Source organism: Leyella stercorea, from assembly GCF_019052365.1.
Lineage (GTDB): Bacteria > Bacteroidota > Bacteroidia > Bacteroidales > Bacteroidaceae > Prevotella.
Genome location: NZ_JAHQUY010000019.1, coordinates 19,601 through 44,542, shown reverse-complemented (window position 1 = coordinate 44,542; position 24,942 = coordinate 19,601). Strand labels below are relative to the sequence as shown.

The window sequence follows — 24,942 nt, the reverse complement described above, 5'->3', positions numbered from 1 at the left end:
TAATGGCGGTCATTAGAAAAAGCTTCTTGTCATTTTCTAATGACCGATTTGGGTTAAAAGTTCGTGTTTTTATCTCCCATCTGCCAGTTTTGGGGCTTTTGCGCCCCTAACTTGTTGATACAGAGTAATAGGATAGGCTGGTAGATTCTCCGCAAACGGGGCGAATCTCCCAGCCTATCTCCCAGCCGAAGCCGCTTATCTTCCAGCTGATTTGTCGTTATGCCGATTTGTTTATAAAAAACTCTATAGCTGCAAGCAAAGTGTCCAAATCGTTTTTCACGACATCAAGCACCATTTCGCCATCAATATCGAAATAGCCGTGAGCGATATGGTTGCGGATGCCAATGACATCTTTCCACGGAATTTCTGGGCGTTTAATCAGCAATTTGCCCTCTGTAGCTTTGTCAACCTGTTTTATGCCCTCTCCGATAGCCTCAATCAGCATACAGCTGGCAGCAAGATTCTTCATGCCGTCAGGTGAACAATAATAATCGTCAGAACAATGAATGCCTTTATTCCAGTCTTTTAGCTGAAATATAGCCTCTCGTATTTGTATTAATAAACCGCGCGTTCTACTGGATAACGTAAATTCCATCTTTGTTTATTTCTTCAAGTAAATACGGATTTATATGCTTGTGCATTCTGATAACGTCTACAGAGCATTGCAGCAGATTCTCCAGAAAACGCTTCAGTCGAACTACCAAGAAGGCTTTGGGTTCCATGTCTACACACACGTCCACATCGCTACCTTCCTTGTGTTCATTCCGAGATACAGAACCGAAGATGCGCAACGATCTTATGCCGAACATTGTTTTCAGTTCTTCGGCATGCGAACCGATTAACGATATGTACTCTTGAGTTGTTTTCATATTAAAACGTTTAGATGTTACAAAAATAGGTATTTTCTGCGAAATGGCAAAGGAAACTGAAAAAATCCGATGGCTAAGACATATATAAAGTTGTTTAATTCTTGAGCCTGTTCGCTCTTCTTCTCAAAAAATACCTACCTTTGCAACTATGATAACAAAACAACCGATTATACTTCTCAACTTTACGGGCGTGTACGACTACGAGGCGTTTGCTTCGAGCCCCTACATCACGCACGTCGACTGCCGCGACATCTGCGGTGTCGACTGCTATTGCGACGAGGAGGCGAGGGCGGAGCTGCGCCGCCGACTGGCGCCTTATCCTGCCAAGGCGCTGCACTTCATCGATTCGGGCGATTTCCATTATCTCACGGAGTATTGGGTGTCGCGTCTCTGCGAGCCGTTCTCGTTGATAGTGTTCGACCACCATCCCGATATGCAGCAGCCGCAGTGGGAGGGTGTCGTGTCTTGCGGCGGATGGGTGGCGGACGTGCTTCGCAACAACCCGTTCGTGCGCAACATCATCGTCGTCGGTGCGTCCGACGAACTGATAGCGCAGATTCCCGATGCGCTTAGAGAGAAGGTCGTGTTCTACAGTCAGTCGGAGATCGACCACCATCGTGCGTGGCCTTCCAAGGCTGGCTGTCTGATTCACGAGCCGGTGTATATCTCCATCGACAAGGACGTGCTCAGAAAGCAGGATGCCGTTACCGACTGGAGCAACGGCGATATGACTCTCTTGCAGCTGCAGGCGGTGCTGCGCATCATCTACGCTCACGAGCAAGTGATCGGTGTAGACATCACGGGCGAGTGCTCCGCCTCTCTCGACTATCTCTCCGAACTGAAGAGCGCAGCTGTAGACAACCGCGCCAACGAGGAGCTGATGCGGATGATTTGCCAGCACGACTGCGGATAGAAAAATGCTGCGTTTGGGGGGCGGAAAGTGATACCGGTATCAATAAAAACACTATAATTCAGAGTCTTCTCGTTATGCATAGATTCAAGAACTCTCTTCTTGAGTGGCTTGTCTACTCGCTTATCTTCTTCTTCCTGTACGATATCATCTGGATATTGGTAGACCTGCCCGACTTCCTACAGTCGGTAAACGGACTGTATCCTGAGTTGCTTGTCGACTTTGCACTCTGCGGTTTGTTCTCGCTTTCGAGTTTGTATCTCAACCGATGGCTGTTCAGACAGCGGCGCTTTTGGCGCGAAGGGCAGACCCACCGTGTGTTCGTGCAGAACGGACTGGTGGTGTTGGGCTTCAATCTGCTTATTGCTGGTGGCTGCGAACTGCTGCTGAGCCTTGTAGCACCTAAGCTTATGATGCAGGATATATGGGGAACGTCTTTTCTATTCGGACTGATAGCGAGTCTTGTAGCACTCATCCACCTTTCGATGCACTTCTCCAACATGATTGTTCTGAAAGGCAAGGAGAACCTCGCCTTACAGAAGCGATACTTAATGATGCAATTAGACCCACATTTCGTGTTCAACAGTCTTAGCTCGCTTGCCGGAATGATAGGGGAGGACCCGAAGATGGCTGAGGACTATGTCGTGAAACTCTCACATATCTACCGCTACATACTTCAGCATATCGACAAGGAGTATATAACCCTTGCCGACGGCACCGACTTCATCAAGTCGTACATCGGCCTGCTCAACATGCGCTACGACAACGCCATCGTCTTGCACGCCGACGATTTGCACGGCGATCGCGACGAATGCATCCTCTCGCTGAGTCTGCAGCTTATCATCGAGAATGCCGTGAAGCATAACTGCCCGCAGAGCGGCATCGAGCTTCATGTGTCTCTTGGTCGCCAGGGCGACATGCTCGTCATAAAGAACAATCGCATATACGCCAACCACAACAACGACCAAAGTGTAGAGTCTTACGGCATAGGCATCAGCAACTTGAAGCAACGCTACCGCCTGGAGGGCGAGGCAGAGCCTGAGTTCGTGGCCAGCCAGGATGCCTTTGAGGTGCGACTGCCAATCATAAAACGAAAACAATAGAAGAACGATGCAAAAGGTTTTGATTATAGAAGACGACCATTTCAGCGCAAGACGTCTGAAAAGGCTCATTATGGATATTGACGACACGATAGACGTGCATGGACCGCTGAAAAGTGTGGCGGAGGTCGCAGAGGAGCTTGCCGCCAACAACGACTATGACCTTATCTTTTCCGACATCCGACTTGCCGACGGTGACGTGTTTGAAGCGTTCCGCAAGGTGATGCCACAGTCGTTCGTGGTCTTCACCACGGCTTATGACGAATACGCAATGGAGGCGATAAAGAACAACGGACTCGACTATCTGATGAAGCCGATTGACGCTGACGAGCTGCGTGCCGCAATCGGCAAACTGCGGCTTAATCGCAATGCACAACAGTCTGCCGTAGTGAGTCCTCTGCACGACGTGCTTAACGACACACGCCAATACCGCGAGCGTTTCCTAATCACGAAAGGCGACGAGCTTTGCATGCTCTGTGTCGACGACATAAGCTACATCAATATGCGCGACAACCGAATCACGGCGTTTACTGTCGACGGCACATCCTATCCGCTGCCCATGAGCATGAACGACCTGGAGCAGGCTTTAGACCCTGCTCGTTTCTTCCGTCTCAATCGACAGTATATCGCCAACATTAAGGGCATCAGGAAAATCAGCTTTTACTTCGGTTCTAAACTGATGGTGAAGCTTAAAGGCTGCGAGGATGACAATATCGTAATAAGCAAGGAGAAAGCGACATTGTTTAAAAAATGGTTGGAGAAATAATGAAAAAGCGTGTATTCATGATGCATATTTCCGCATCGTGAATACACGCTTTTTTATTAATCTCGTTTAGAATGACCAACCGAAGCCTATGTACGGGTAGAAAGCAGTCTTGCTGAGTCCGTACTTGTCGCCAAAGTTGAACGACGGCGAAACGCCTACACGGAACATGAATCCGTTGGGGCGCTGATAGCGGTAGCCTATGTCGCCGAAGAAGAAATAACCGAATTGAGTTCTTGATGAAGTGTAAAAATAAGTTTTAGGAGAAGTTTCGTCTGTATTCTCCCCACCTGGATACCACCATGTATCTTCGACGTATCCTATTGTTTCCTTTACTTGATATACACCAAGACTCGCACCGAAGCCCAGCTCCAGTTTGCTGTTCTTCTTTCCGAGCAGATAGTTTAGCTCCAACGGAACACCAACGCCATTGATTTTCTGGTCGAACAAACCTGAAGTGTTGCCATAGCCATAGCCAATGCCCACACGGTAGCCTAAGCCCGAGTTGCCCTTGAAACGGCTGTCATAGTTGATGCCCACAATATTTTGGGCACCAAGTAATTCTACAGACAGATTGCGTGTCTTCTGCTGTGCCATTACTGCCGAAAAACAGCATAATGCAAATAGTGATAATACAATCTTTCTCATTATATATTTTATCATATGTTTATTGTCGGTGGATATTAGTTTGCTTCAACATAATGCCCTAAACGGTCGGGTCTGTTTCCATCGGTAAAGAGGTAGACTATTCCGTTAGGGTTTTCAACAATAGAGATCTCAGTATAGGTGAAATCAGGGTAGTCAGCGTGTAAGGATTCCAATACGTTGCTTGGTACCGTTGTACCTTTCGGCAAGGGGTAACAGGTTTCTTTCCATGTCGTACCCTTGTGGGACGTTTTGAAGTATACGGACTTCAACACGCCGTCGTGCATGATGAGATAGTTGTCATCACCGTTGTCGTTGACAAAACCAAGCACTTCGGAGCCTTTGTAGTGCGCTGTAATCCATTCCATATCGCCAGGAATCGTACCTACATATTCAGCGTTGTTCAGTCTGTATGTGCATGCCTTGGCCACCGTTCCTTTGCTGTCGATGACAAGTGTATGGACGAGATTCTTGAGCTTGGGGGTGTCCTGCAGATAGCAGAGAATATAGTATGTCCCGTTTATGCTGGCCTGTGTCACTTCCTTGATCTCCCAGAATTCATCGTTTCTGGCCTCCTGGTTTATCGTGAGCAGCTGGTATCGCACCGAGCTGGGCAACTGGTCAATGTCAGAGAGCATCCGCACGGTGCGGTTCCACACATTGTCAACGTATACAACCACGCACTCATTCCCTGCGTTGTCCTCAGAGATGACATACGTTTCCATTGCTCCACTGTCGAAGTAAGGCTCTGGACCTGTGTAAACGCGTTTGATAGTGTAGTCATCGCAGCGTTCGTGGAAATCTTTGGCAATGGCCTCCGGCAGAGTTTTGTCATTGATCGGTGTCACATTTTCAGAGTCGCATGAAGTCAGCGCAAAGACTACGACAGCAAGCCATCCGTACATCAAATGTCTAAATCCAAACTTTTTCATTTTATGCTTCAATTTATGGGTTCGTTCAAAGGAAAGTTGCCTGAGAACTTATTATTAAGCTGCAAAAGTACAATCGTTTGTTTTTATACACAACACCTCCTTATGCGAAACGGCAAAAATGCGGTGCGAAGCGGCGATATCTGTGTGTTGCGTGGAAATGCGGACTATCTCCGCAGCGCCGCATACGCCACGATGCACGCCGTGGTGAGCAGTTCGGAGAGGGCGAGCGCAAGCCAGATGCCGCTGTCGCCGAGCATCTTCGGCAGCAGTATGAAGCTGGGCACGAGGAAGACAGCACCGCGCAGCAGCGCGAACATCATTGCCGGGCGCACGCGCTCAACGCTCTGAAAGTAGCCGATGCACATGAGGTTGACGATGAAGAACACGAAGGCGACAGCCATCAGCGGGAGGCCCTTGACGGCGAGCGGGAAGGCAGCCTCGCCGGTGCTCACGAATAGCTCCGTGAGCTGGTATGGGAACAGCACGAAGGCTGCGCTCACGGCTCCGCCGCACAGCACGGCAGTGAGCAGCGCCACCTTCAGCGTGGAGCGCACGCGGTGACCGTTGCCGATGCCGTAGTTGTAGCTGATGATGGGCTGCGCCGACTGCGCTACGGCGTTGCCTATCATGTAGACGAACGGTGTATAGTAGCACGCTATGCCGAACGCGCCCACGCCCGGGTCGCCCATATAGGTTATGAATACGTAGTTGCCCACGAGCGTGAGCACCGCCATTGTGCCCTCGCCCATGAGAGCCGATATGCCGATGGTGCATTGATAGCCGATGTTGCGCATGGAGTAGAGCAGCGATCGGCGGCTCCACTTCAGGCGTATCGGGCGCAGCTGTCGCGCGGCGAACAGTATGTACCACGCTGCAATCAGTCCGCCAATCATCATGCTCAGCGTTGAGGCTACGGCAGCACCAGCAAGTCCCCAGCCGAGGTGTACTATCATCAGCCAGTCGAGCACGATATTGGCTACAGCCGCAATCACGTTGCACCACATGGCGAGACGCGGATTGCCGTCCAATCGTATCACGAACAGCAGCAGGGCGCACCACACGCCGAACAGCTCGCCCGGCATGAAGCCCAGCATATACTCGCGCACCAGAGGCAGCAGCGCCTCCGACGAGCCGAGCAGTCTGCCCGTGGCTGAAGGGAAGAGCATCACCGGAATGATCATCGCCAGGATGACGATAGAGGTGAATATCCACGCCTGCATCACGTTGATGCGTGCCGCCTTCAGCTTCTTCTCAGCCATGTGTATCGATGCCACCACCGAGCAGCCGGCGCCCATCATCAGTCCGAGACCCGTAGCCAGCATCATTATGGGCACGCAGATATTGATGGCGCCAATGCCGTTAGCTCCCACGGCGTGTCCGACGAAGATGCCGTCGATGGCGCACATAGCGGAGATGCTGATCATTCCGAACAATGTTGGCAGGAAATAGCGACCGAACAGGCGAGGTATGCTCAGCGTACTGAGGTCGATGGCGTCTTTGGTAAGGTTTTCTGACATAAAGAGTGTTGAATTTTGAATGTTGAGTTTTGAGTTGTGCGCTGCGCGCATTGTGAATTTATGAATTTTGAATTGAGAGTTTTTGAGTTTTGAGTTTTGAATTTATGAATTTTGAGTTAAGAATTATGGGGTGCAAATTCCAAATTCCTAATTAAATAATTCCTCATCGGCGCAGCCGACAATTCAAAACTCAAAACTCAAAACTCAAAACTCTATTTCAATCGATACTGCTGCGGCGATATTCCGACATGCGTGCGGAAGTAGCGCGTGAGGGCACTCTGGTCGGAGAAGTGGAAATCGGCGGCAATCTGTTTCAGACTGCGCTTCGAGGTGCGCATGGCGAGCTTCAGTCGCAGCACGATATACTCGTCGATGATGTGCTTCGGTGGAAATCCGGTCTTGCCGCTCACGATGATGCCCAGATACTTGCGCGAGATGTTCATGCGCTCGGCATAGTAGTTCACCTCGTGACCCTCGTGAAACTCCTCCTCAAGCAGCTCCATGAAGCGATTGAACAGCTCGTCGGTGCGCTGCGTGCCCTTGTCGCGCTGGTCGGCGGGCGGATTGGCAAGCAGATAGTCGTAGAACCCGAGGAAGAACGCCTGCAGCTGCAGCGCCACGATGCGGTCGGTGAGCGTGTAGTGCTCCACGGTGAAGTAGAACCTGAAGATTCTGAACATGCTGCTTATCACCTCGCTTATCAGCGTCGGGTAGCCGCAGCGGCGGTCGGCCTTCAGCGTGTTGTAGACGGCGTGCTCCACGTTCAGACTCGCCGAGCGCAGCGTGTCGCTGCTGTATAGTATGGCGTCTGCTGCGAAGTCGTCGCTCATCGTTTCCCATTTTATGATGTCGCCGGGGAAGAAGCAGAGCACACTCTCGCCGTTCAGTTCCCATTTGTCGAAGTTGATGCGTACGGATGCCGAGCCCGTGTGGCTGTAGATTATCGCGCCGTGGTCTATGGCGTGAGCTTCGGGGCTGAACGAGCTGCGGTTGATGCTTATGAGCGATGTCTGTTCCATACGGCAAAATTAGCAATTGTTTCTCAAATTGTCAAATTCTGGCGTAATTTTATTACCCTCAGCCTGTGAAATAGTGAGTAACTTTGCAGCGGATTTCAAAACAAGTATGAGAAAAAGATTTTATACAGCGATGCTCATTAGTATCGCTTTCGCTATGACTGCTCAGGCACAGACCGAGCAAAGGCTGAGCATCGACGAGATGTTCCGCATGATAGACCAACGCAACAGCAGTATCAAGGCAGACCGCACAGCCGTTGAGGCAGCCGGCGAGGGCGTAAAGGCGGCAAAGAGCCAGCGCCTGCCCGACATCAGCACACAACTCAACTTCAGCTACATTGGCAATGCGTTGCTCACCGACCGCGACTTCGGTAATGGTGTGGGTTGCAAGACGCCCCATTTCGGCAACCAGTTTTTGCTCGACGTGCAGCAGACCATCTATGCCGGCGGAGCGATTGACGCCGGTGTACGACTTGCCGAGCTGGGCGCAGAGCAGGCCCAGCTGCAGCTGGCGCTCAGCGAGCAGAACCAGCGTTTCATAGCCTTGGCGCAGTATCTCGACCTCGAGAAGGTGGCGCATCGCGAGGAGGTGCTCAGCAAGAACATCGTGCTCACCGAGCGCCTTATAGCCAACATACGCGAAAAGCAGCAACATGGCGTGGCGCTGAAGAACGACATCACGCGCTACGAGCTGCAGCTGGAGACGCAGAAGCTCAGTCTTACCAAGCTACAGAACACACGCCGCATCCTCAACCACCAGCTTTGCAACACGCTCTCGCTGCCCACCACGCAGACCATTGTGCCCACCGACGACGCTGCGACAGCCGTCTTCGGCAAGGACGGCGAAGACAGATGGCAGGACGTAGCCGCCGCAGCCAGTCCGCAGCTGCAGATGGCGGGCGTGGGCGAGCTTATGGCGAAGCAGCAGGAAAAGATAGCACGTAGCTGCATGCTTCCCAAAATAGCAATTGTGGCGCAGAACAACTTCAACGGTCCGATAACGTTCGAGCTGCCTCCCATCGACAAGAACCTCAACGTGTGGTTCGTGGGCATAGGCGTGCGCTACGACCTCTCGTCGCTCTTCAAGAGCAACAAGAGCGTGGCTAAGGCGCGCCTCGAGACGCAGGCTGCCAAGGAGCGTAAGGCGGTGGCGGCAGAGCAGCTCAACAACAGCGTTCAGGCGGCTTATGTGGGTTATCTGCAGAGCTACGTAGAGCTTGAGACGCAGCAGAAGAGCGTGCTGCTGGCGCAGCAGAACTACGAGGTGGTGAACAACCGCTATCTTAACCAGCTGGCGCTCATCACCGATATGATCGACGCAAGCAACATGAAGCTCGACGCCGAACTCAACGAGGCGGATGCGTATATCAACATCGCCTACGCCTATTATAAAATGAAATACATCGCAGGACAGCTTTAAGAATTTTGAACAGAAACAATGGAAAATATAAAGAAATACGTTTACAACACAGTAGTGATAGTGCTGATTGCCGTAGGAGCAATCGTAGTGATACTCAACTTCTCTCATTTCGGCAACGTCGAGTTCACCGACAACGCTCGCGTACGCCAGCACATAACGCCGCAGAACACGCGTGTGCAGGGATTCATCAAGGAGGTGCGTTTCGAGGAGTTTCAGAAGGTGAAGAAGGGCGACACGCTTGTCGTCATCGAAGACGCCGAGTTCCGCTTGCGTCTGGCGCAGGCTGAGGCCGACCTTGCTCGTATGGAGGAAAGCTCGAAAGCCACAGGATCAGCCATTGCCACAACCGACGCCGGCATACGCGTGACGAACGCCGGCATAGAGGAGGCGCGCGTGAATCTTGAGAACGCCAAGCGCGAGGACAAGCGTTTCGAAGCTCTGCTGAAGAACGACGCCGTTACGCAGCAGCAGTACGACAACGTGCACACGGCATATCTCAGCGCAAAGGCAAGATACGAGCAGGTGGCTCACTCGCGCGCTACGCAGACCAGCGTGAAGACCGAGCAGGGCCACCATCTCTCGGCGTCTATCTGCTCGCTACGCCTGGCACGGGCTGCCGTCGAGCTGGCTCGCCTCAATCTTTCTTACTGCTACATCATCGCCACCTGCGACGGCGTGGTGGGCACAAAGGATATTGAGGAAGGAATGCTCGTGCAGCCGGGTCAGACTATGGTGAACATCGTGAGCAGCAACAGCAAGTGGGTTGAGGCCAACTACAAGGAGAGTCAGCTGCCCGACATATACGAGGGTTCTGAGGTGGAGATTACTGCCGACGCTGTGCCTGGCATCGTATATAAGGGATGTGTCGAGCGCATCAGCAAGGCTACGGGCAGCGCGTTCTCGCTCGTGCCGATCGACAACGCTACGGGCAACTTCGTGAAGGTGGAGCAGCGCGTAACGGTGCGCATAAAGCTCGACGGCAACAAGCCCGAAGACCTGGCGAAGCTGCATGCAGGATATAATGTGGAATGCCGTGTAAAAGTAAAAAGGTAAAAAAATAAAAAGTTAGCTAAGGCTTAAAAAGGCTTAGTTCAGCTTATAATATAATGTAAAGACATGTTTCCATTACCACCTCCACCACCACCTTCTGCGGGCCAGTGCTTTTCGATGCCGATGTTCCGCAGTTGGGTGCCTAAAGCCATTCGCCCGTGGATATATGTGATATGCGTGTTTGCGTACCAGTTCTCTGGCGGCATGTATCTCGGCGCATTGGAAGCCATACAAGGCTCCACCAACTTCATGCTCGAAGACCTGCTGCTGTTGCTCTACGCCAATCTTGCAGGCATGGCGATCTACTTCCCCATGCTGTTCCGCATGAAGTTCCGCTTCACCAACCAGCAACTCATCTTCGGTTCGGCTATCGTCATCGCCGTCTGCAACCTCATCACCATACGCTCTACGTATATGCCGCTGCTGCTTGTGGTGTGCTTCATAGAGGGCATGGCTAAGCTGCAGGGCACTTTCGAACACATGAGCAACATACAGTTGTGGATTACGCCGCGGCGCGACTTCGCCGTGTTCTTCCCCGTGCTGCACATCGTGCTGCTCACCTCTATCGAGGGCAGTGGCTTCCTCGCGGCATGGTTCGGCTATCACTTCACGTGGCAGATGATGAACGTGTTCATCGTCGGTACGATGTGCGTCGTTATGGCGGTGCAGATAGTGATGTGCCGTCCGTTCTGCCCGATGCCCGAGCGACTCAGTCTGCGAGGCATCGACTTCGGTAGCGGACTTCTCATCAGTCTGCTCATGCTTCTTGTGTCGTACATCTTCGTCTACGGCGACTATAAGATGTGGTTTGCGAGCCGCGAACTGCGCATCGTGGCAGGTTGCGCCCTGATACTTGCGGGCGTCGTGATACACCGTCTGCTGCGTGTGAGCAATCCGTATGTTGACCTACGCATCTTAAAGCTGCGCAACGTGTTGCCTATCATCGTTGTGGTTATCATCGGCGAGTTTCTGCTCGGCTGCGAACACACGATGGAGGAGATACTCTGTGCTGAGGTACTGAAGCTCGAAGAGCATACCAAGGAGGAGCTGTTCCTTTGGGCGCTTCCCGGCTTCTACATTGGCATCGCTATCGACCTGCTGTGGCTGAAGGTGCTGAAGTGGAAGGTGTGGAAACTCTTCGCCATCGGCTTCGGCTTCATCTTCGTCTACGCCGTGCTGATGTACACCACGATCGACCCGCAGGTGAACATCGAGCAGCTGCGTCTGCCGATAGTGTGCCGCGGAGCAGCCTACTCGATTATCGCCGCCACGCTGATGTGGGCGCTCGACGAGTCGTCGCCCAATCTCGAGCAGTTCTTCATGGGCCTGTTCGTGTTCAACATCTTCCACATGTACCTTGCCGGCGCGGCTGGCTACGGCATATACACCACGTGGTTCTCCCACTTTATGAACGACGACATGGCGCGCTACGCCCAGCACATAACGCTGCTGAGCGTCAACCCCGCCACAACCGACTTCGCCGGCTTAATGAACGGCTATGCTCATAGCATGATGGGTGTAGCTATAAAGCAGGTGTACGGCATCGTGGTGTGGATAAGCGGCGGTGTAGCCGTGCTCTTCATGCTGCTCGACATACCTGCCGTGAGGACAAACGTGCGTAAGGTGCCGCTCTGGCCGGTCTATGGCATCGAACTGCTTAGCCGACTAACTTTTAAAAGTAAAAGGGTAAAAAGCTAAACCGCGTGTTCTGTGGGAGAATATACTCCGCAGCAACGTTTTGTGTGTTCGTGCGTTCTGTGGAATTGCTGTTCTTCCACAGATAACTCCCTCACGAAGCGTTGCGCCTTCAAGCGCATAATCTAAAAGTCAGGGCAATGGGCGATTTTTAGATGATTGTATATTATCAATTTTATTCAGTGCTGTTACGATCTTTTCTCGTTCACCGCTGCCTTTTGTTGAGAGACGTAGTAGATGTAGACCATACTTTGATAGAATATGGTCTTTCATTATATCACGATGATGCTGTATTGTTTTTTCATTGTGGTACGAATATCCATCTGTTTCTATGGCAAGTACGGGTTGCTTCCCTATACGGTTGATTATAAGAAAATCAAGATGTGTGTTATAGTTTGCAGCATATTTTAATTCTTCTGCCGACATCAGTGATGTATTTTTTATAACTTGTCGTAAAGGAATATGGCACAACACCTTCATACAACTATAATCAGGATTAGATGCCAACACCTCGCATATCAGCGAATATGTAAGATTTTCCGACGCATAATCAGAAATTTGTGGATGATTTTTGAGGAAGTTTATTCTTTGTTCTGTATATTGGTCATATAGATAGTCGAAAATAGATGCCAGTTTGCTTTCTGTCACAGTACAGTTGTTGTAGGCAATATAGTCCAACAAATCCATGATGTTGCGGTGCTTTGCTTGCTCATTTCCGGTCATAACGAGGCAGAAATGCTTTCGTGCTCTTGATACTGCTACATTTAACATCTTTGCGTCATCGGCAAACTCAGAAATCTGATTGTCTACAACGCTCATGATAATAGTGTCTTCTTCACGACCTTGGTATTTGTGTATTGTTCCGATCTTTATATCATTCAGCTGTTGGCGGAAAGCGTCCATTTGATTATTGTATGGAGTTACAATACCGATACTGCTGCAATCTTTCAAGGTCGGTAATAGTTCGTTCTTCACCACATCTATCTCTCGCTGGTTAAGATGATTAATTGCATGATTACCCTTAACGGTTCTTATGGCTGTTAATACATTTTCTTCACCTTTATCCTCTGTCATGATAAGCAGGTTGCCACCATAAAACTTTTGATTGCAAAAGTTGATTATACGCGGATGACAACGATAGTGTTCTCGAAGCATTGTTTCTGTTATATCGGGTATAACTTTTAGTATTGATTCTAAAAAACTATACTTTGAACAGTCGTAGCCATCTGATATGTTATAAGGTTTAGCAATGATTTGCAACTTTTTTCTATCCTCTTCTGTTTCCACATTAGGCAATTGCTTCGTATCTCCTACAATAACGGCATTCTTTGCGCAGGTAAGAGCTAAAGTTCCTGTTTCTGATGAAACTTGCGATGCTTCATCCATAATGATATAATCGTATGGTTCATCTGCAAATACACATGAACGTGCAGACATAGTGGTGCTGAGTATTACAGGATATTCATTCTTCATCATCACACCTTGTCTTTTCATATCCTTGGTATCGGTGAAAACTACTCTCTCTCGGTCTTTATAATGGTCGTATAATGACGATTTTAAGAGTGTCATGGAATCTTTGACTAAATTATTAGTCAATGCTTTTGCATCATATAAAGCCATTTCTTGATTGATTGTTTCTATACGTTGCTCGATTTCCAGAATCTTATTTTTGTAGTATAAAGTTTGAAGTTCTAAGATAAGTGGTGCCAAATTGTTCTTGTCAATTTTGTTTTGTATATGAAGTCTGTTGGTACATGTCCATTTCATCCACCACCATTTGATTTGTTCTTTTAATTTGCCAATTCCGTGAGTATATTTTACATACTTATCATCTGTCCATGTTTGGCAACTTAGCCAAATGGATAAGATACGCTTTGAATTGATATGGTTTTCTAATTCTATATTTTCATCAATACCATTGTTCTTACAGAAGTGTTTCCACTCCAATCCTATCGTTTGTTGCTCTTGCAATAGTAATGCACGTTCATTCTGTAATTCATAAACCTTGTCTAAGTGTTGCGAGGTAGTATGTAAGTGCTGTATCACTTTAAAATAGGTTGTGAGTTCTAACCCCCACGTATTAAGATCTGTGGGTATTATGGGTTGATTAGCAATGAATGCAGTTTTATTGTCTTTGTTACCAAGTGAGGCTGCTATAAAGCCAATACCATATTTTTCCAGTTTCTCAAACACATTTGCTGTAGCAGAATTGTTGTTAGAGACAACAATCACCGTTTTACCTTGTCTAATGATGTTTGCGATAATGTTCAAAATGGTTTGTGTCTTACCCGTACCCGGAGGACCTTGGATGACACTTATTTGATGTTCAAAGGCATTGGCTACAGCAATCTTTTGGCTGGTATTACATCCAAAAGGAAAAACCAAGTCGGCATGACAACGTTTCTTAGGCTTGTTGTTAGCAGGGTTGAGGTAGCAAGCAGCTGCTGTCTCTTTATCAATAAAATCTACACTGTTATAAATCTGCGATAGTGTTCCCTCATGATTCTGTTCATCTCTGCCTAAAGGATTGATAGTTGCCACGTTTTTCATGTAGGTAAGGACATCCTTTGCGGCTGTTTCTTGTAGGCAGGATTGTGCTACTGTGATTTTTCCAGAAGCATCATCCAATACAAAATTATTGTTAAAGATAATTCTCCAATAGCTATGTTCGTTATTGTCGAAGCGCCATATTTCTCTTATATTTTGTGTCAATATTCCATTTATATATACCTTACATTGTGTGGGGTCTTTCCACTCAGGAGTACTGAGCCAAGTTACTTTGCTATAGGCATAGTTATATGTACGTCCGTTGTTTTTGAAACGCACACTATAACCTGTATTCCCATTTTTTTGTATGGTGTCTATTTGTAAGGTCTTAGGCTCCCCATTGAGTAAAACAAAGTGTTTTGATAAGTCCATTTTGTTACATTCTATTATTTATTTTTCATCTTCTGAAGCGTTCTCTTCTGAGGCTTCCTGCTTTATTTCAAGCAATGTGCGTTCATAAACCTCCTGCAACTGGTAACTTGCCACACCTAACGGAGTCGTGATGCCACGCAGAGACCATTCGACAACAGAAGAGTCTTCTATGTCGCATTTCTCAAACAGATAACGCAAACACGCTAACCAATATTTTTTAATTATGCTCGGCGCTTGCCTTTCTGCGTAAGCTGTACTTGCCGTGCTTGTCGAACACGAGCCAGTAGAGTATAGGCAGAACGGTGGCGATGAGCACCATTGAGATGAGCGTGCCGAAGAAGATGACAGCGCCCATCGGCGACCATAGCGTGTTGTTCTCGAGCATCATCGGCAGCACTCCTACAGAAGCCGCAGCCGAAGTGAGGAAGATTGGGCGCATGCGGCGTTCGCCTGCCTGGAAAGCAGCATCGCGCACGGAGAGTCCTTTCTCGCGTCGCAGTTCTTCGGCATAGTCGAGCATGATGATGCCGTTGCGCACAAGGATGCCCATCAGACTCACTACGCCGAGCACGCACGTAAGGCTCACGTCATAGCCCGTTATGCACAGGCCGACGGCTGCACCGAATATGCAGAGCGACATTGAGGAAAGGTTCACCAGCGCCAGGCTGATGCGCTTGAAGTGGAAGAGCAGGATGAAGAAGATGACAAGCACGGCTATCATCACGCCCGACATCACCTGCGGCAATGTCTCGGCGTCCTTCTCCACCATTCCGCCCATCTCCCAAGTGAGAGTGGGGCAGCGCTTCTGCAGCTCGTCCTCAAGCTCAGCCGACAATTTGTCGGCATTGTATCCGCGCATCGGCTCGCCGATGATAGAGATAGTGCGCACGCCGTTGCGACGCACTATGCTTCCGTCCTGCCAGTCGGGCGCAATCTTTGCCAGTTGGCGAAGCGGAACGCTCGCTGTGCCGCCCATTACGGGTATGTACTCGTTGTTAAGGTCGCTGTCGTTCTCCGACTTCAGCACCATCTTCACCGGATAGTCGCCCTCCCAAAGTGTAGACATCGGCAGACCGTCGCCGAAGTGTATGGCAAGATTGGCTGAAAGGATAGTCTTGTTCACGCCCAGTCGGTTTGCCTCGGTCTCGTCGGGCGTTATCCTTACGCAAGGCAGCGGAGCCTCGTAGTTGGTGCGCACAAGATGTATGCCCTCGATGCTGCGCATGCACGCCTCCACCTTCTTTGCCTCCTGCTTCAGACGTCCTATACTGTCGCCGCTCACCCTTATCTCGATGGGGTAGGTGGCAGAGTTGTAGTCCATCTGCTTGAAGCGTACGTAGCAGTCGGGGAAATAGTCGGAGTATCTGTCGGCATACTTGTCGAGCACTTTCTCCGTTGCGTCGTTGTTTGCGGTGTTCACGATGAACTGTGCGAAGTTCGGTCCGCCTATCTGCGGCGCGTAAGTGGTGTGGAAGCGTGGCGATCCCTGCCCGATGAACGTAGTCACAGACGTTACGAGCGGGTCGCGCTGCAGTATCTGCGCCATAGAGTCGGCCACTTCCGCCGTGCGCTTCGCCGTCGTGCCGTTAGGCAGATAGAACTCCACGGCAAACTGGTTGCGCTCGGCTACCGGCATCATTCGCTGCGGCTGCTTTACGAAGAGCACAGCGCCTGCGGCTACCAGCGCCCCACCCGTAGCAAGCGTGGCGCACGGATGTGCGAAGCAGCGATTGAGCAGCCATGTGTAGCCCGTCTGCAGATAGTCGAGAGGCTTCTTGCGCGCGTCGGGCTTGGGATTGGTGTCGATGCCCTTATGTATCAATGTATACTGCAGGTAAGGCGTGAGCATGATCGACACCGAGAGCGAGATGCTGAGGATGATGAACATAGCCCAGGGGAACGACTTCACGAAGTCGCCCATATCGCCGTGCATGGTTATGAGGAAGGGGAAGAAGGTGAGCGATATGCTCAGCGTGGCAGAAAGCACCGACATGAAGAATTCGCGGGGGGCAGCGATGGCTGCATGCCAGCGCGACATGCCGTGCCCCAGTTTCTCCATGTAGTTGTCGATGATGACTACCGAGTCGTCCACCACCATGCCGAGCGTCACGATGAGTGCGGCGAGCGTCACCGTGTTCAGTTCCATGCCGAAGAGATAGAACACGCCTACGGAAGAGAAGATAGTGATAGGAATGCTCAGCGCCGACACCTCAGCAACGCGGCGCGGCATGAGCAACACTACCACCACAATCACCGAGACAACCGAGATGAGCAGCTCGCGCAGGAAGTTGAGCACCGACTCGCTCACCACCCGGCTTTGGTCGGTGATGGTATTGAGGCGCACATCGTCGGGCAGCGTCTGCTCGAACTCGGCAAGTGTCTTGCGAACGTCGTTGCCCATCTTCACGATGTCGTTGCCCGGTCGCATCTCTATCGACAGCAGCACACATTTGTTGCCGTTGCTTTCTATGTATTTGTCCTGCTTCGGATATTCTCGCGTGATGCGTGCTATGTCTTTCAGTCGCACGATGTTGCCTTTGGCGTCCGAGTATACAATCTGTTCAGCCACATCGCGCTCGTTGTTGTACGAGTCGTCTACGTGTATAGGCATGTTCAGGCTGCCCGTATCTATACTTCCGCTCACGGCGGTGAAGCCCTGCAGCGCCAGGTCGTTCAGAATCTTGAACGGACCGGTGCCGTACTTGGCAAGCTTGTTCTGGTCGAGATATATGCTTATCTGCTCGTTCTGCAAGCCGTACGTGCGCAGGTTCGATATCGCGTCTATGCGCCGCAGGCGGTCCTTCAGGTCGTCTATGTACGTGTTCAGTTCGCGGTATGTCTTCTGCTTGCTCTCCATCGTGATGAGCAGGGCAGAGGTGTCGGCTATGTCGTCTACGGCTTGCAGCGCCAGCACGCCTGCCGGCAGCTGCGCCTTGAACGCCTGCAGGCCGTGCTTGAACTTGCTCCAGAAGGCGTCGCGGTCTTCCACGTTGTCGTTCAGCTCGATGAACACTATCAGCATGCCGTCCTTGCTCTGCGTGTACGTCTTCTTCTTGTTCACCTCCTTGTAGCCGAAGATGAAGTTCTCGAGCGGTTTAGCCACCCGCTCTTCCACTTCCGACGACGTGGCTCCGGGGTAGACTGCCACACATGCGCCCTGGCGCACCGTGAACTGCGGCATCTCCTCCTTCGGCATTACGGCGAGTCCGGTCATGCCCAACACGACGAGCATGCCGACAAGCAGCAGCACGATGTTGTGGTTGCACATAGCCGACTCGATGAACGAGCGCTTTATCACGCGGTTAGGTTTCCTTGTCAAGCGTCGCTTTATATGAAAGCGTAGGGCCGACTCCTGTTTGCTTGTTTCCATGTGTCTCCTCCCTTCGCTTTATCTTTCAACGTTCTTGCCGGCGCATACCCTCATGCCTTCCGACACCTTCTGCTGTCCGCCTACAATCACTTCGTCGCCAGCGGCGAGTCCCGAAAGAACGATTATGTCGTTGTTGTAGAAGCCACCGACCTCAACGTGTTGCTGGTGGGCTTTGCCTTTTATAACAGTCCAAACAAAGCGTGTGTTGTCTGTATCGAGCTCAATGCATCGTGCCGGAACCACGATCTGTGCCGGTTCCGAATTGCGGGTTGCCACCTGCGCATTGCACACCATGCCCGGCAGCAGACGTCTGCCCGTGTTCTCTATGCCCACCTTCACGTCGTACGTGTGCGAGATAGGATTGGCGTCGATGCCCTTTTCGCTTATCGTGCCCCAGAACACGGCGTCGCCCAATGCGGCTACGCTCACACGCACCTTGTCGCCTATGTGCAGATGCGATATCTCTGCTTCCGGCACCGACAGCTTAGCGTTCACAGCCTTCACGTCGGCTATCTTCAGAACCGGCTGTCCCGGCAGCACGTACGTGCCCATGTCGGCTTGTTTCGAGGCTACCACCCCGTTGAAGGGCGCCCTGATGCTGGTGTGCGTGAGCTGTTGGCGAGCTATGGCTTCGGCGGCTTTCGCCTGCTCCAGCTTGCTCTCTATCTCCACCCATTTGATGTCGGATATGGTGCCCGCCTTGTGCAGCGGCTGGAAACGACGGTAGGCGTCCTGCGCCTGCTTCAGCGTGCTCAGCGCTCCGCGATGCGTCTCGTTGAGCGTAGTGGGGTTGATGGTGGCGAGCACCTGTCCCTTGCTCACTCTGTCGCCTTCGTCCACGTGTATGCTCGTGATGTTGCCGCCCAGTTCGAAACTAAGCGTCGACCCCGTCTTCTCTTCTATAGTGCCTACGTAGTCTTTTGTCTTGCCGCTGGCGTTGGAGCCTCCTACGGTGAGGGTCTCCACCTTTACGGCGGCTTTACGCGTCCGCTTCTTTTGTTCGGAGCAGCTCGTCAGCACCGAGCAGCCAACGAGCAACGCCACTAACCATACCATTAAACAATCTGTTCGTCTCATAATATATGTTTGAAAATCTGTTGTAAAACTACAATTTTCAACATGCACAACAAAAAAAAGCGCTCGCTTTCTTACCGCCGTTAACCTTATTTAATCAATCTATTCAGAACTAAAAGCTATCTGCTCTCCCGCTTTTTATCCCTTTTATAAAACTTCTGTAACTTCTTTGACACACCATATCCTTACTTTTGCACCCGAAATTTTACACATAGTTAACTAAATAAGCAAAAGAATGAAAAAGAAAGTAGCGAGAGTAGGCGGCGGAAGAACGATGGCTGTGTGGTCATTGGCTGCGATGATGTTTTTAGGTTCTATGGGCATGCAGGCGCAGAGCACAGTCGGCGTGCCGGCGTGCTGCAAGGCGAAGGTGGCAACGGCTGCCGTAGCGCAACCGGTTGCTGACGACGTGCGTGCCGAGTGGCAGCAGCTGAAGGGCGACGTTACGCTCTATATGACCAACGACATGGGACGCAATGGCTATTACGACCAGAAGCCGATAGCCGAACTGATGGGCGAAATGGCGGGAGTGGTTGACCCTGAGTGTGTGTTTGCTGCGGGCGACATTCATCATTTCAATGGCGTTGCGTCGCTACAGGACCCGCTTTGGATGACCAACTACGAGCTGGTTTACTCGCATCCCGACCTTATGCTCGACTGGTTCCCAGTTTGCGGCAACCACGAGTATCGCGGCAATACGCAGGCTTTCATGGACTACGGCAAGGTGAGCCGCCGATGGATGATGCCTGCCAGGTATTATACTAAGGTGTTCAAGCACGGCAACACTTCCGTGCGCATTGTGATGCTCGACACAACACCGCTCATCGACTCTTATCGTAAGAATTCGAGCGTCTATCCCGACGCCTGCAAGCAGGACGCTGAGGCGCAGCTGGCGTGGCTCGACGAGACGCTGCGCAACGCCAAGGAAGACTGGGTGGTTGTGATGGGCCATCACCCGATATATGCCGACACCAACAAGAAGGAGAGCGAGCGTCTCGACATGCAGAAGCGTCTGCTGCCCGTGCTTCACAAATATAACAACGTGGCTATATACGCCTGCGGACACATCCACAACTTCCAGCACATACAGAAGAAGGGCGACAATATCGACTATGTAGTCAACTCGTCGTCGTCGTTGGCGCGTCCTGTGAAGCCTATCGACGGCACGGTGTTCTGCAGCTCTGCCGACGGCTTCTCTGTGTTCACCGTTGACAAGAAGCAGTTGAAGATGTCGATGATAGACAAGGACGGAAAGATTATTCACACGATAACAAAGTCGAAATAGCATGAAGAGATTCTTATTCACAGCGGCACTCCTCACGGCTGCAACCTCTGCCATAACAGCGCACACGCTCGACGGCATCGTCAAGGACCACAAGACCGGCGAGCCGCTTATCGGCACCGTTATCAGAGTGAAGGAGCTGCCAAGCGTCAGCACCACAACCGGTCTCGACGGCACCTTCACGCTGCGCGAGCTGCCCGACCGCGGCCGCTACACGCTTGTTGTCTCGTACATGGCGTACAAGACAAGAGAAATGGTGGTCGACGTGGCGAAAGACTATGACAAAGGCTCGGAGAAAGGCAAGGACGGACAACTCACTATCGCCTTGGACGAAGACTTGCAGCAGTTGGGCGAGGTGGTTGTAACCGGACGCCGCGAGTATCGCTCCGACCGCAGCGCCGTCGAGACGGTGAAGAATGCGGCGGGCGTGCTCAACGTGATGAGCCAGCAGAGCATACAGCTCTCGCCCGACGTGAATGTGGCGAGCGTGCTTCAGCGCGTGTCGGGCGTGACCATGGAGCACGACGCTTCGGGCGAGGCTTCGTACGCCATACTCCGAGGCATGGACAAGCGCTACAACTATACGCTCGTGAACGGTGTGAAGATACCGAGCCCCGACGACAAGAACCGCTACGTTCCGCTCAACATCTTCCCGTCCGACCTGATGGACCGCCTCGTGGTTTCGAAGTCGCTTACTGCCGACATGGAGGGCGACGCCGCAGGTGGAGTGGTCGACATGGTGATGAAGGATGCGCCCGCACGCTTCCAGTTGCAGGCTAACGCCGCCGTGGGCATGAGCGACTACTTCTGGAGCGGCGCAAGAGACTATCTCACGACCAACCGCTCCGACTATACTCACCGTTCGCCCTACGAGGCGTTCGGCTCAGACTATAAGGCTTCGGCTTCCGACTTCAGGAACGGACCGGTGCAGCTGAAGAGCCATGCTACGCCGGCGCCCAACTTCATCGGCGGTCTCAGCGTTGGCGACCGTTTCTGGAACAACCGTATCGGCGTGATGCTTGCCGGAAGTGTGCAGAACACGTTCCGCGGCACCGAGCGCACGTACAACTCCGTGAAGATGGCGTCGGGCGAACAGGCTATGTATATCTCCAACCTCCACCACCGCTACTACAGCATACACGACTTCACGGCGGGTCTGCACGCAAAGCTCGACCTCTCGCTCTCGAACCACAAGATAGAATGGTACAACATGTACGTGCGCACCAACTCGAAGGGCGTGCGCTACGACAACGGCGTGAACACCGAGTATATCGCTGCCGACTCGTACACGCAGGACGACGAGCTGCGCTCTATGTCTGCCACGCAGAGCATCTTTGCCACCAACCTTAAGGGCAAGCATCACCTGACCGAACGCTTCACGGTCGACTGGTCGGGCGTGTTCTCGCAGGCGAAAGAGGAGGATCCTGACAGAACTTACGTGACGCTTACCAACACCGTAGGCAGAAACGCCGACGCCGAGGGCGACGCTGTGTCGGGTTCTATATGGAGCCAGGAGAAGAACATCCTGAAGACGCTGCCGAAGAATGCCGAACGCCGCTTCCAGCACAACAAGGATACCGACTGGGCGGGCTACATCAACCTCGCTTACGACACGCACCTCGCCGACAAGCTCGACGCTTTGTGGAAGGTTGGCGCGCAGTATCGCCGCAAGGAGCGCAGCAACCGCTACTACTCGTACGTCTTCAACCCGGCTGACATCTCGCAGAAGCTCGACGGCAACGGATACGAGCAGTTCGCCAATGTCGATTGGGTATGCAAGACGCCTTACTCGCAGGCGTCTCAGCTCAACTACGACTCGAAGGAGCACATCGGCGGAGTCTACGCTATGGCTACGCTGAGCAGCGCTCTCGGAGAGCTGAACGTGGGCTTCCGCGCCGAACATACCAACCAGATATACACCATGCTGCAGCACTTCCGCAACATGGGGCAGGTGGGCGAGCAGAGCTACTGGGACTATCTGCCTTCGGCTTCAGTGAAGTGGACACCGACAAAGAAGATGAACGTGCGCCTCTCTTACTACCGTTCTATCAACCGACCTGGATTCTACGAGATTGTGCCCTACCAGATACAGGGCGAGGAGTATCAGGAGAAGGGAAACCCTGAGCTGAAACGCGCCCGCATCGACAATATCGACCTACGCTGGGAGTGGTTCCCGTCGAGCACAGAGCAGATTCTCGCAGGCGTCTTCTACAAGTATCTGAAGAACCCGATAGAACAGGTGTTCGTTACGTCGGACGGCAAAATCGGCGCCGGAACAGACGCCTACTACATGCCCGCCAACCTGGGCAACGCGAAGAACATGGGCTTCGAGATTGACGTGATAAAGTACATACGCCACTTCGGTGTGAAGGCAAACTATACCTACACCCACTCGGAGATTACCACTTCGAAGCGCCAGTACAAGGAAGGCAGCGCAGAGTATAAGACGGGCGTAACGCAGACTCGTCCGCTCGTGAACCAGGCGCCGCACACAGCCAATCTCTCCCTGCTCTACAAGGACACCGAACATGGCTGGAACGCACAGCTTGCAGCCTCGTTCACCGGCACGAAACTCGCACTTGTGTCGCCGTTCAAGGACGCCGACCAGTGGGACAAGGCGATGTTCGGACTCGACTTCAGCGCAGAGAAGAAGTTCCACAACGGCATCTCGCTCTTCTTCAAGGCCAACAACCTGCTCGACGCAAAGCGCGAACGATACCTCAAGACCGTCAACCAGAGCAACCTCGAGTATGAAGGACAGAAGAGCGACAAGACCATCGTTGGCACATACCGTTACGGCAGAACTTTCCTGCTCGGCGTGCGCTACAAACTCTAATTTGTCACCACCTCATATCTCACCACCTCACCATAACACCACCTCATATCTCAACACCCCACCACCTCACCATAACAACATCATATAATGAAGAAGATAAATACAATCGGCTGTATGCTGCTCGCCGCAGCAACGGCAATGTTCTCAGCGTCTTGCGAGAACGACAACATCAATCCGTACGATTATGCAGGCAACAACGGCAACGCCAACCAAGGTTCTACAAACGTCATAAAGACCGCTGTGGCGGAGTATCCTGTAGGCTCGCTCGTGTGGTCGAACGACACCACGCTGAGCGAGAGCGTAGAGATACCCGTCGGCACATCGCTCTATATAGAGCCGGGCGTGACGGTGACGTGCAAGGCTGACGTGCAGGTGCCGGTAGAAGTAGTGGTTTTGGGCAATCTCTACTGTCTCGGAACAGCCGAGAAGCCCGTCACCTTCACCTCAGACCGCAAGAAGCCCGAAGCCTGGGGCGGCATCATCTGCGGCTACAACTCGGAGGAAGTGGTGCTCAACCATGTAGACATAGCCTACGCCGGCGCCACGCCTACCGAGTCATCGGCATCGTTCCAGAACAAGCTCTTCAAGACCACCATCGACGGCGGCGTACCAGCCTTCCACTTCTGTAACGTCAATGGCAAGTTTGTCATCGCCAACAGCTTCTTCCACGACAACTACAACGACCAGACCTACTTCACAGGCGGCAACGGCGTAATCACCGGCAACATCTTCGCCGACTCGGGCAACGCTGCCGACGGCGGCGAGGCGATAAACGTGAAGGCGGGCTGCCAGCTCGACGTAGCCAACAACGTAATATACAACGCCTGCACCAACGCCTTCAAGCTCTCCAACGCCGGCAACAGCGAGGTGGTGCCGCTCACCGATATGACCGTCTACAACAACACCATCGTCAACTGCGGTTGGCGCCGCTCCAAGAACAAGAAGGGCGGTTCGGTATGGGTGGAGAAGGCTGCGCGACCGGTGTTCGTGAACAACCTCTGCTACGACTCGCGTTTCGGTCTGAAGCAGCCCAAGCAGGACGGCGCCGACATGGAGCACAGCCGTCTCACGCCCAACTACTACTACGCTTCTACCGCTACCGGCGTGGAGCAGATGGCAAAGGGCGCTTCGCTCGGCATCTGGTTCGACACAGACATAAAGAGCGCCACAGCAGGCCAGTTCGATCCGCTCTTCAAGCTCTTCAAGCAGAACGCCGGCATGGACATCAACTGCGAGGTCGACGACCCCGACAAGGGCGCTCCGCTTGCTTTCGATAAGGCGTGGAACTTCGACCTGCAGCAGGGCAGCCCCGCTCTCTCGGGCGGTGTGACCGACTTTGCGCGCATCTTCCCGAACGGCATCCCGTTCTTCGGCATGAAGAAGGTGAACTTCCTCGACAGCGCCAACGACCAGAACTACTACTTTTCGGCACCACTGCCGCAGCCACGCTTCGGAGCGTGGCTGTAAAGCCGATTATTACTGTCCGGTAAAACTAATCTTTTGTTTCTTTGCAATTCTTGTATATGTCTCATGTTTCCACTACC

General features: G+C 52.0%; 19 protein-coding genes. 9 read left to right on the top strand and 10 right to left on the bottom strand.

Features of this window, described 5'->3' with window-relative positions:
* Window positions 1–217: 217 nt before the first annotated feature.
* On the bottom strand, window positions 218–595 hold the full coding sequence (locus KTQ90_RS05355; RefSeq protein ID WP_217317492.1) for a HepT-like ribonuclease domain-containing protein: 378 nt from the start codon (window positions 593–595) through the stop codon (window positions 218–220).
* The gene (locus KTQ90_RS05350) at window positions 573–869 is read right to left on the bottom strand and encodes a nucleotidyltransferase family protein (RefSeq protein WP_217317491.1); all 297 of its coding nucleotides are present in this window, start codon (window positions 867–869) and stop codon (window positions 573–575) included. The genes KTQ90_RS05355 and KTQ90_RS05350 overlap by 23 nt, the downstream gene beginning before the upstream one ends.
* 148 nt (window positions 870–1,017) lie before the next feature.
* Here KTQ90_RS05350 and KTQ90_RS05345 point away from each other — a divergent pair, with 148 nt between their 5' ends.
* The 3 genes from KTQ90_RS05345 to KTQ90_RS05335 all read left to right on the top strand — a co-directional run bounded on the left by KTQ90_RS05345 (window position 1,018) and on the right by KTQ90_RS05335 (window position 3,645).
* The gene (locus tag KTQ90_RS05345; RefSeq protein WP_217317490.1) at window positions 1,018–1,782 is read left to right on the top strand and encodes an arginase family protein; all 765 of its coding nucleotides are present in this window, start codon (window positions 1,018–1,020) and stop codon (window positions 1,780–1,782) included.
* 74 nt (window positions 1,783–1,856) lie between these two features.
* A complete protein-coding gene (locus KTQ90_RS05340) occupies window positions 1,857–2,882 on the top strand; it encodes a sensor histidine kinase (RefSeq protein ID WP_217317489.1) in 1,026 nt (341 codons plus the stop codon).
* A gap of 7 nt (window positions 2,883–2,889) precedes the next feature.
* The gene (locus KTQ90_RS05335) at window positions 2,890–3,645 is read left to right on the top strand and encodes a LytR/AlgR family response regulator transcription factor (protein ID WP_217317488.1); all 756 of its coding nucleotides are present in this window, start codon (window positions 2,890–2,892) and stop codon (window positions 3,643–3,645) included.
* 66 nt (window positions 3,646–3,711) lie between these two features.
* On the opposite strand, the gene KTQ90_RS05330 is transcribed toward KTQ90_RS05335, so the two are convergent.
* The 4 genes from KTQ90_RS05330 to KTQ90_RS05315 form a co-directional block, all read right to left on the bottom strand.
* A complete protein-coding gene (locus KTQ90_RS05330; protein ID WP_217317487.1) occupies window positions 3,712–4,239 on the bottom strand; it encodes a hypothetical protein in 528 nt (175 codons plus the stop codon).
* 86 nt (window positions 4,240–4,325) lie between these two features.
* Complete coding sequence (locus KTQ90_RS05325; protein WP_254359420.1) at window positions 4,326–5,012, bottom strand: hypothetical protein; 687 nt, start codon at window positions 5,010–5,012, stop codon at window positions 4,326–4,328.
* Window positions 5,013–5,383: 371 nt separating this feature from the next.
* A complete protein-coding gene (locus KTQ90_RS05320; RefSeq protein WP_217317486.1) occupies window positions 5,384–6,736 on the bottom strand; it encodes an MATE family efflux transporter in 1,353 nt (450 codons plus the stop codon).
* Window positions 6,737–6,948: 212 nt separating this feature from the next.
* Window positions 6,949–7,755 (bottom strand): helix-turn-helix domain-containing protein, encoded by an 807-nt coding sequence (locus KTQ90_RS05315; protein ID WP_217317485.1) that lies wholly within the window; start codon window positions 7,753–7,755, stop codon window positions 6,949–6,951.
* Between the two features lie 106 nt (window positions 7,756–7,861).
* Between KTQ90_RS05315 and KTQ90_RS05310 the strand changes: the two genes are divergently transcribed.
* The 3 genes from KTQ90_RS05310 to KTQ90_RS05300 all read left to right on the top strand — a co-directional run bounded on the left by KTQ90_RS05310 (window position 7,862) and on the right by KTQ90_RS05300 (window position 11,920).
* The gene (locus KTQ90_RS05310; protein ID WP_217317484.1) at window positions 7,862–9,172 is read left to right on the top strand and encodes a TolC family protein; all 1,311 of its coding nucleotides are present in this window, start codon (window positions 7,862–7,864) and stop codon (window positions 9,170–9,172) included.
* Between the two features lie 18 nt (window positions 9,173–9,190).
* Window positions 9,191–10,225 carry an HlyD family secretion protein gene (locus KTQ90_RS05305; protein WP_217317483.1) on the top strand — a complete coding sequence of 345 codons (1,035 nt, stop codon included), beginning with the start codon at window positions 9,191–9,193 and terminating at the stop codon, window positions 10,223–10,225.
* Between the two features lie 63 nt (window positions 10,226–10,288).
* Window positions 10,289–11,920: a hypothetical protein gene (locus KTQ90_RS05300; RefSeq protein ID WP_217317482.1), complete on the top strand. Its 1,632-nt coding sequence runs from the start codon at window positions 10,289–10,291 to the stop codon at window positions 11,918–11,920.
* Window positions 11,921–12,049: 129 nt separating this feature from the next.
* On the opposite strand, the gene KTQ90_RS05295 is transcribed toward KTQ90_RS05300, so the two are convergent.
* Genes KTQ90_RS05295 through KTQ90_RS05280 form a run of 4 tightly spaced genes read right to left on the bottom strand, consistent with a single transcriptional unit; the run spans window position 12,050 to window position 19,283 of the window.
* Complete coding sequence (locus KTQ90_RS05295) at window positions 12,050–14,836, bottom strand: AAA domain-containing protein (protein WP_217317481.1); 2,787 nt, start codon at window positions 14,834–14,836, stop codon at window positions 12,050–12,052.
* Window positions 14,837–14,854: 18 nt separating this feature from the next.
* Complete coding sequence (locus KTQ90_RS05290; protein ID WP_217317480.1) at window positions 14,855–15,034, bottom strand: hypothetical protein; 180 nt, start codon at window positions 15,032–15,034, stop codon at window positions 14,855–14,857.
* Between the two features lie 19 nt (window positions 15,035–15,053).
* On the bottom strand, window positions 15,054–18,206 hold the full coding sequence (locus tag KTQ90_RS05285) for an efflux RND transporter permease subunit (RefSeq protein WP_217317479.1): 3,153 nt from the start codon (window positions 18,204–18,206) through the stop codon (window positions 15,054–15,056).
* Between the two features lie 18 nt (window positions 18,207–18,224).
* Window positions 18,225–19,283, bottom strand: coding sequence for an efflux RND transporter periplasmic adaptor subunit (locus KTQ90_RS05280; protein ID WP_217317478.1), 1,059 nt, complete (start codon window positions 19,281–19,283; stop codon window positions 18,225–18,227).
* 232 nt (window positions 19,284–19,515) lie between these two features.
* Here KTQ90_RS05280 and KTQ90_RS05275 point away from each other — a divergent pair, with 232 nt between their 5' ends.
* The 3 genes from KTQ90_RS05275 to KTQ90_RS05265 all read left to right on the top strand — a co-directional run bounded on the left by KTQ90_RS05275 (window position 19,516) and on the right by KTQ90_RS05265 (window position 24,865).
* Entirely contained in the window at window positions 19,516–20,565 is a 1,050-nt protein-coding gene (locus KTQ90_RS05275; RefSeq protein WP_217317477.1) for a metallophosphoesterase, read from the top strand.
* Window position 20,566: 1 nt separating this feature from the next.
* Complete coding sequence (locus KTQ90_RS05270) at window positions 20,567–23,398, top strand: TonB-dependent receptor (RefSeq protein WP_217317476.1); 2,832 nt, start codon at window positions 20,567–20,569, stop codon at window positions 23,396–23,398.
* Between the two features lie 87 nt (window positions 23,399–23,485).
* Window positions 23,486–24,865: a hypothetical protein gene (locus tag KTQ90_RS05265; RefSeq protein WP_217317475.1), complete on the top strand. Its 1,380-nt coding sequence runs from the start codon at window positions 23,486–23,488 to the stop codon at window positions 24,863–24,865.
* Window positions 24,866–24,942: the final 77 nt, after the last annotated feature.

Coding starts and splice junctions, on each gene's coding strand:
- KTQ90_RS05355 (WP_217317492.1), bottom strand. CDS start 595: ATGGAATTTACGTTATCCAGTAGAACGCGCGGTTTATTAATACAAATA.
- KTQ90_RS05350 (WP_217317491.1), bottom strand. CDS start 869: ATGAAAACAACTCAAGAGTACATATCGTTAATCGGTTCGCATGCCGAA.
- KTQ90_RS05345 (WP_217317490.1), top strand. CDS start 1,018: ATGATAACAAAACAACCGATTATACTTCTCAACTTTACGGGCGTGTAC.
- KTQ90_RS05340 (WP_217317489.1), top strand. CDS start 1,857: ATGCATAGATTCAAGAACTCTCTTCTTGAGTGGCTTGTCTACTCGCTT.
- KTQ90_RS05335 (WP_217317488.1), top strand. CDS start 2,890: ATGCAAAAGGTTTTGATTATAGAAGACGACCATTTCAGCGCAAGACGT.
- KTQ90_RS05330 (WP_217317487.1), bottom strand. CDS start 4,239: ATGGCACAGCAGAAGACACGCAATCTGTCTGTAGAATTACTTGGTGCC.
- KTQ90_RS05325 (WP_254359420.1), bottom strand. CDS start 5,012: ATGGAAACGTATGTCATCTCTGAGGACAACGCAGGGAATGAGTGCGTG.
- KTQ90_RS05320 (WP_217317486.1), bottom strand. CDS start 6,736: ATGTCAGAAAACCTTACCAAAGACGCCATCGACCTCAGTACGCTGAGC.
- KTQ90_RS05315 (WP_217317485.1), bottom strand. CDS start 7,755: ATGGAACAGACATCGCTCATAAGCATCAACCGCAGCTCGTTCAGCCCC.
- KTQ90_RS05310 (WP_217317484.1), top strand. CDS start 7,862: ATGAGAAAAAGATTTTATACAGCGATGCTCATTAGTATCGCTTTCGCT.
- KTQ90_RS05305 (WP_217317483.1), top strand. CDS start 9,191: ATGGAAAATATAAAGAAATACGTTTACAACACAGTAGTGATAGTGCTG.
- KTQ90_RS05300 (WP_217317482.1), top strand. CDS start 10,289: ATGTTTCCATTACCACCTCCACCACCACCTTCTGCGGGCCAGTGCTTT.
- KTQ90_RS05295 (WP_217317481.1), bottom strand. CDS start 14,836: ATGGACTTATCAAAACACTTTGTTTTACTCAATGGGGAGCCTAAGACC.
- KTQ90_RS05285 (WP_217317479.1), bottom strand. CDS start 18,206: ATGGAAACAAGCAAACAGGAGTCGGCCCTACGCTTTCATATAAAGCGA.
- KTQ90_RS05280 (WP_217317478.1), bottom strand. CDS start 19,283: ATGAGACGAACAGATTGTTTAATGGTATGGTTAGTGGCGTTGCTCGTT.
- KTQ90_RS05275 (WP_217317477.1), top strand. CDS start 19,516: ATGAAAAAGAAAGTAGCGAGAGTAGGCGGCGGAAGAACGATGGCTGTG.
- KTQ90_RS05270 (WP_217317476.1), top strand. CDS start 20,567: ATGAAGAGATTCTTATTCACAGCGGCACTCCTCACGGCTGCAACCTCT.
- KTQ90_RS05265 (WP_217317475.1), top strand. CDS start 23,486: ATGAAGAAGATAAATACAATCGGCTGTATGCTGCTCGCCGCAGCAACG.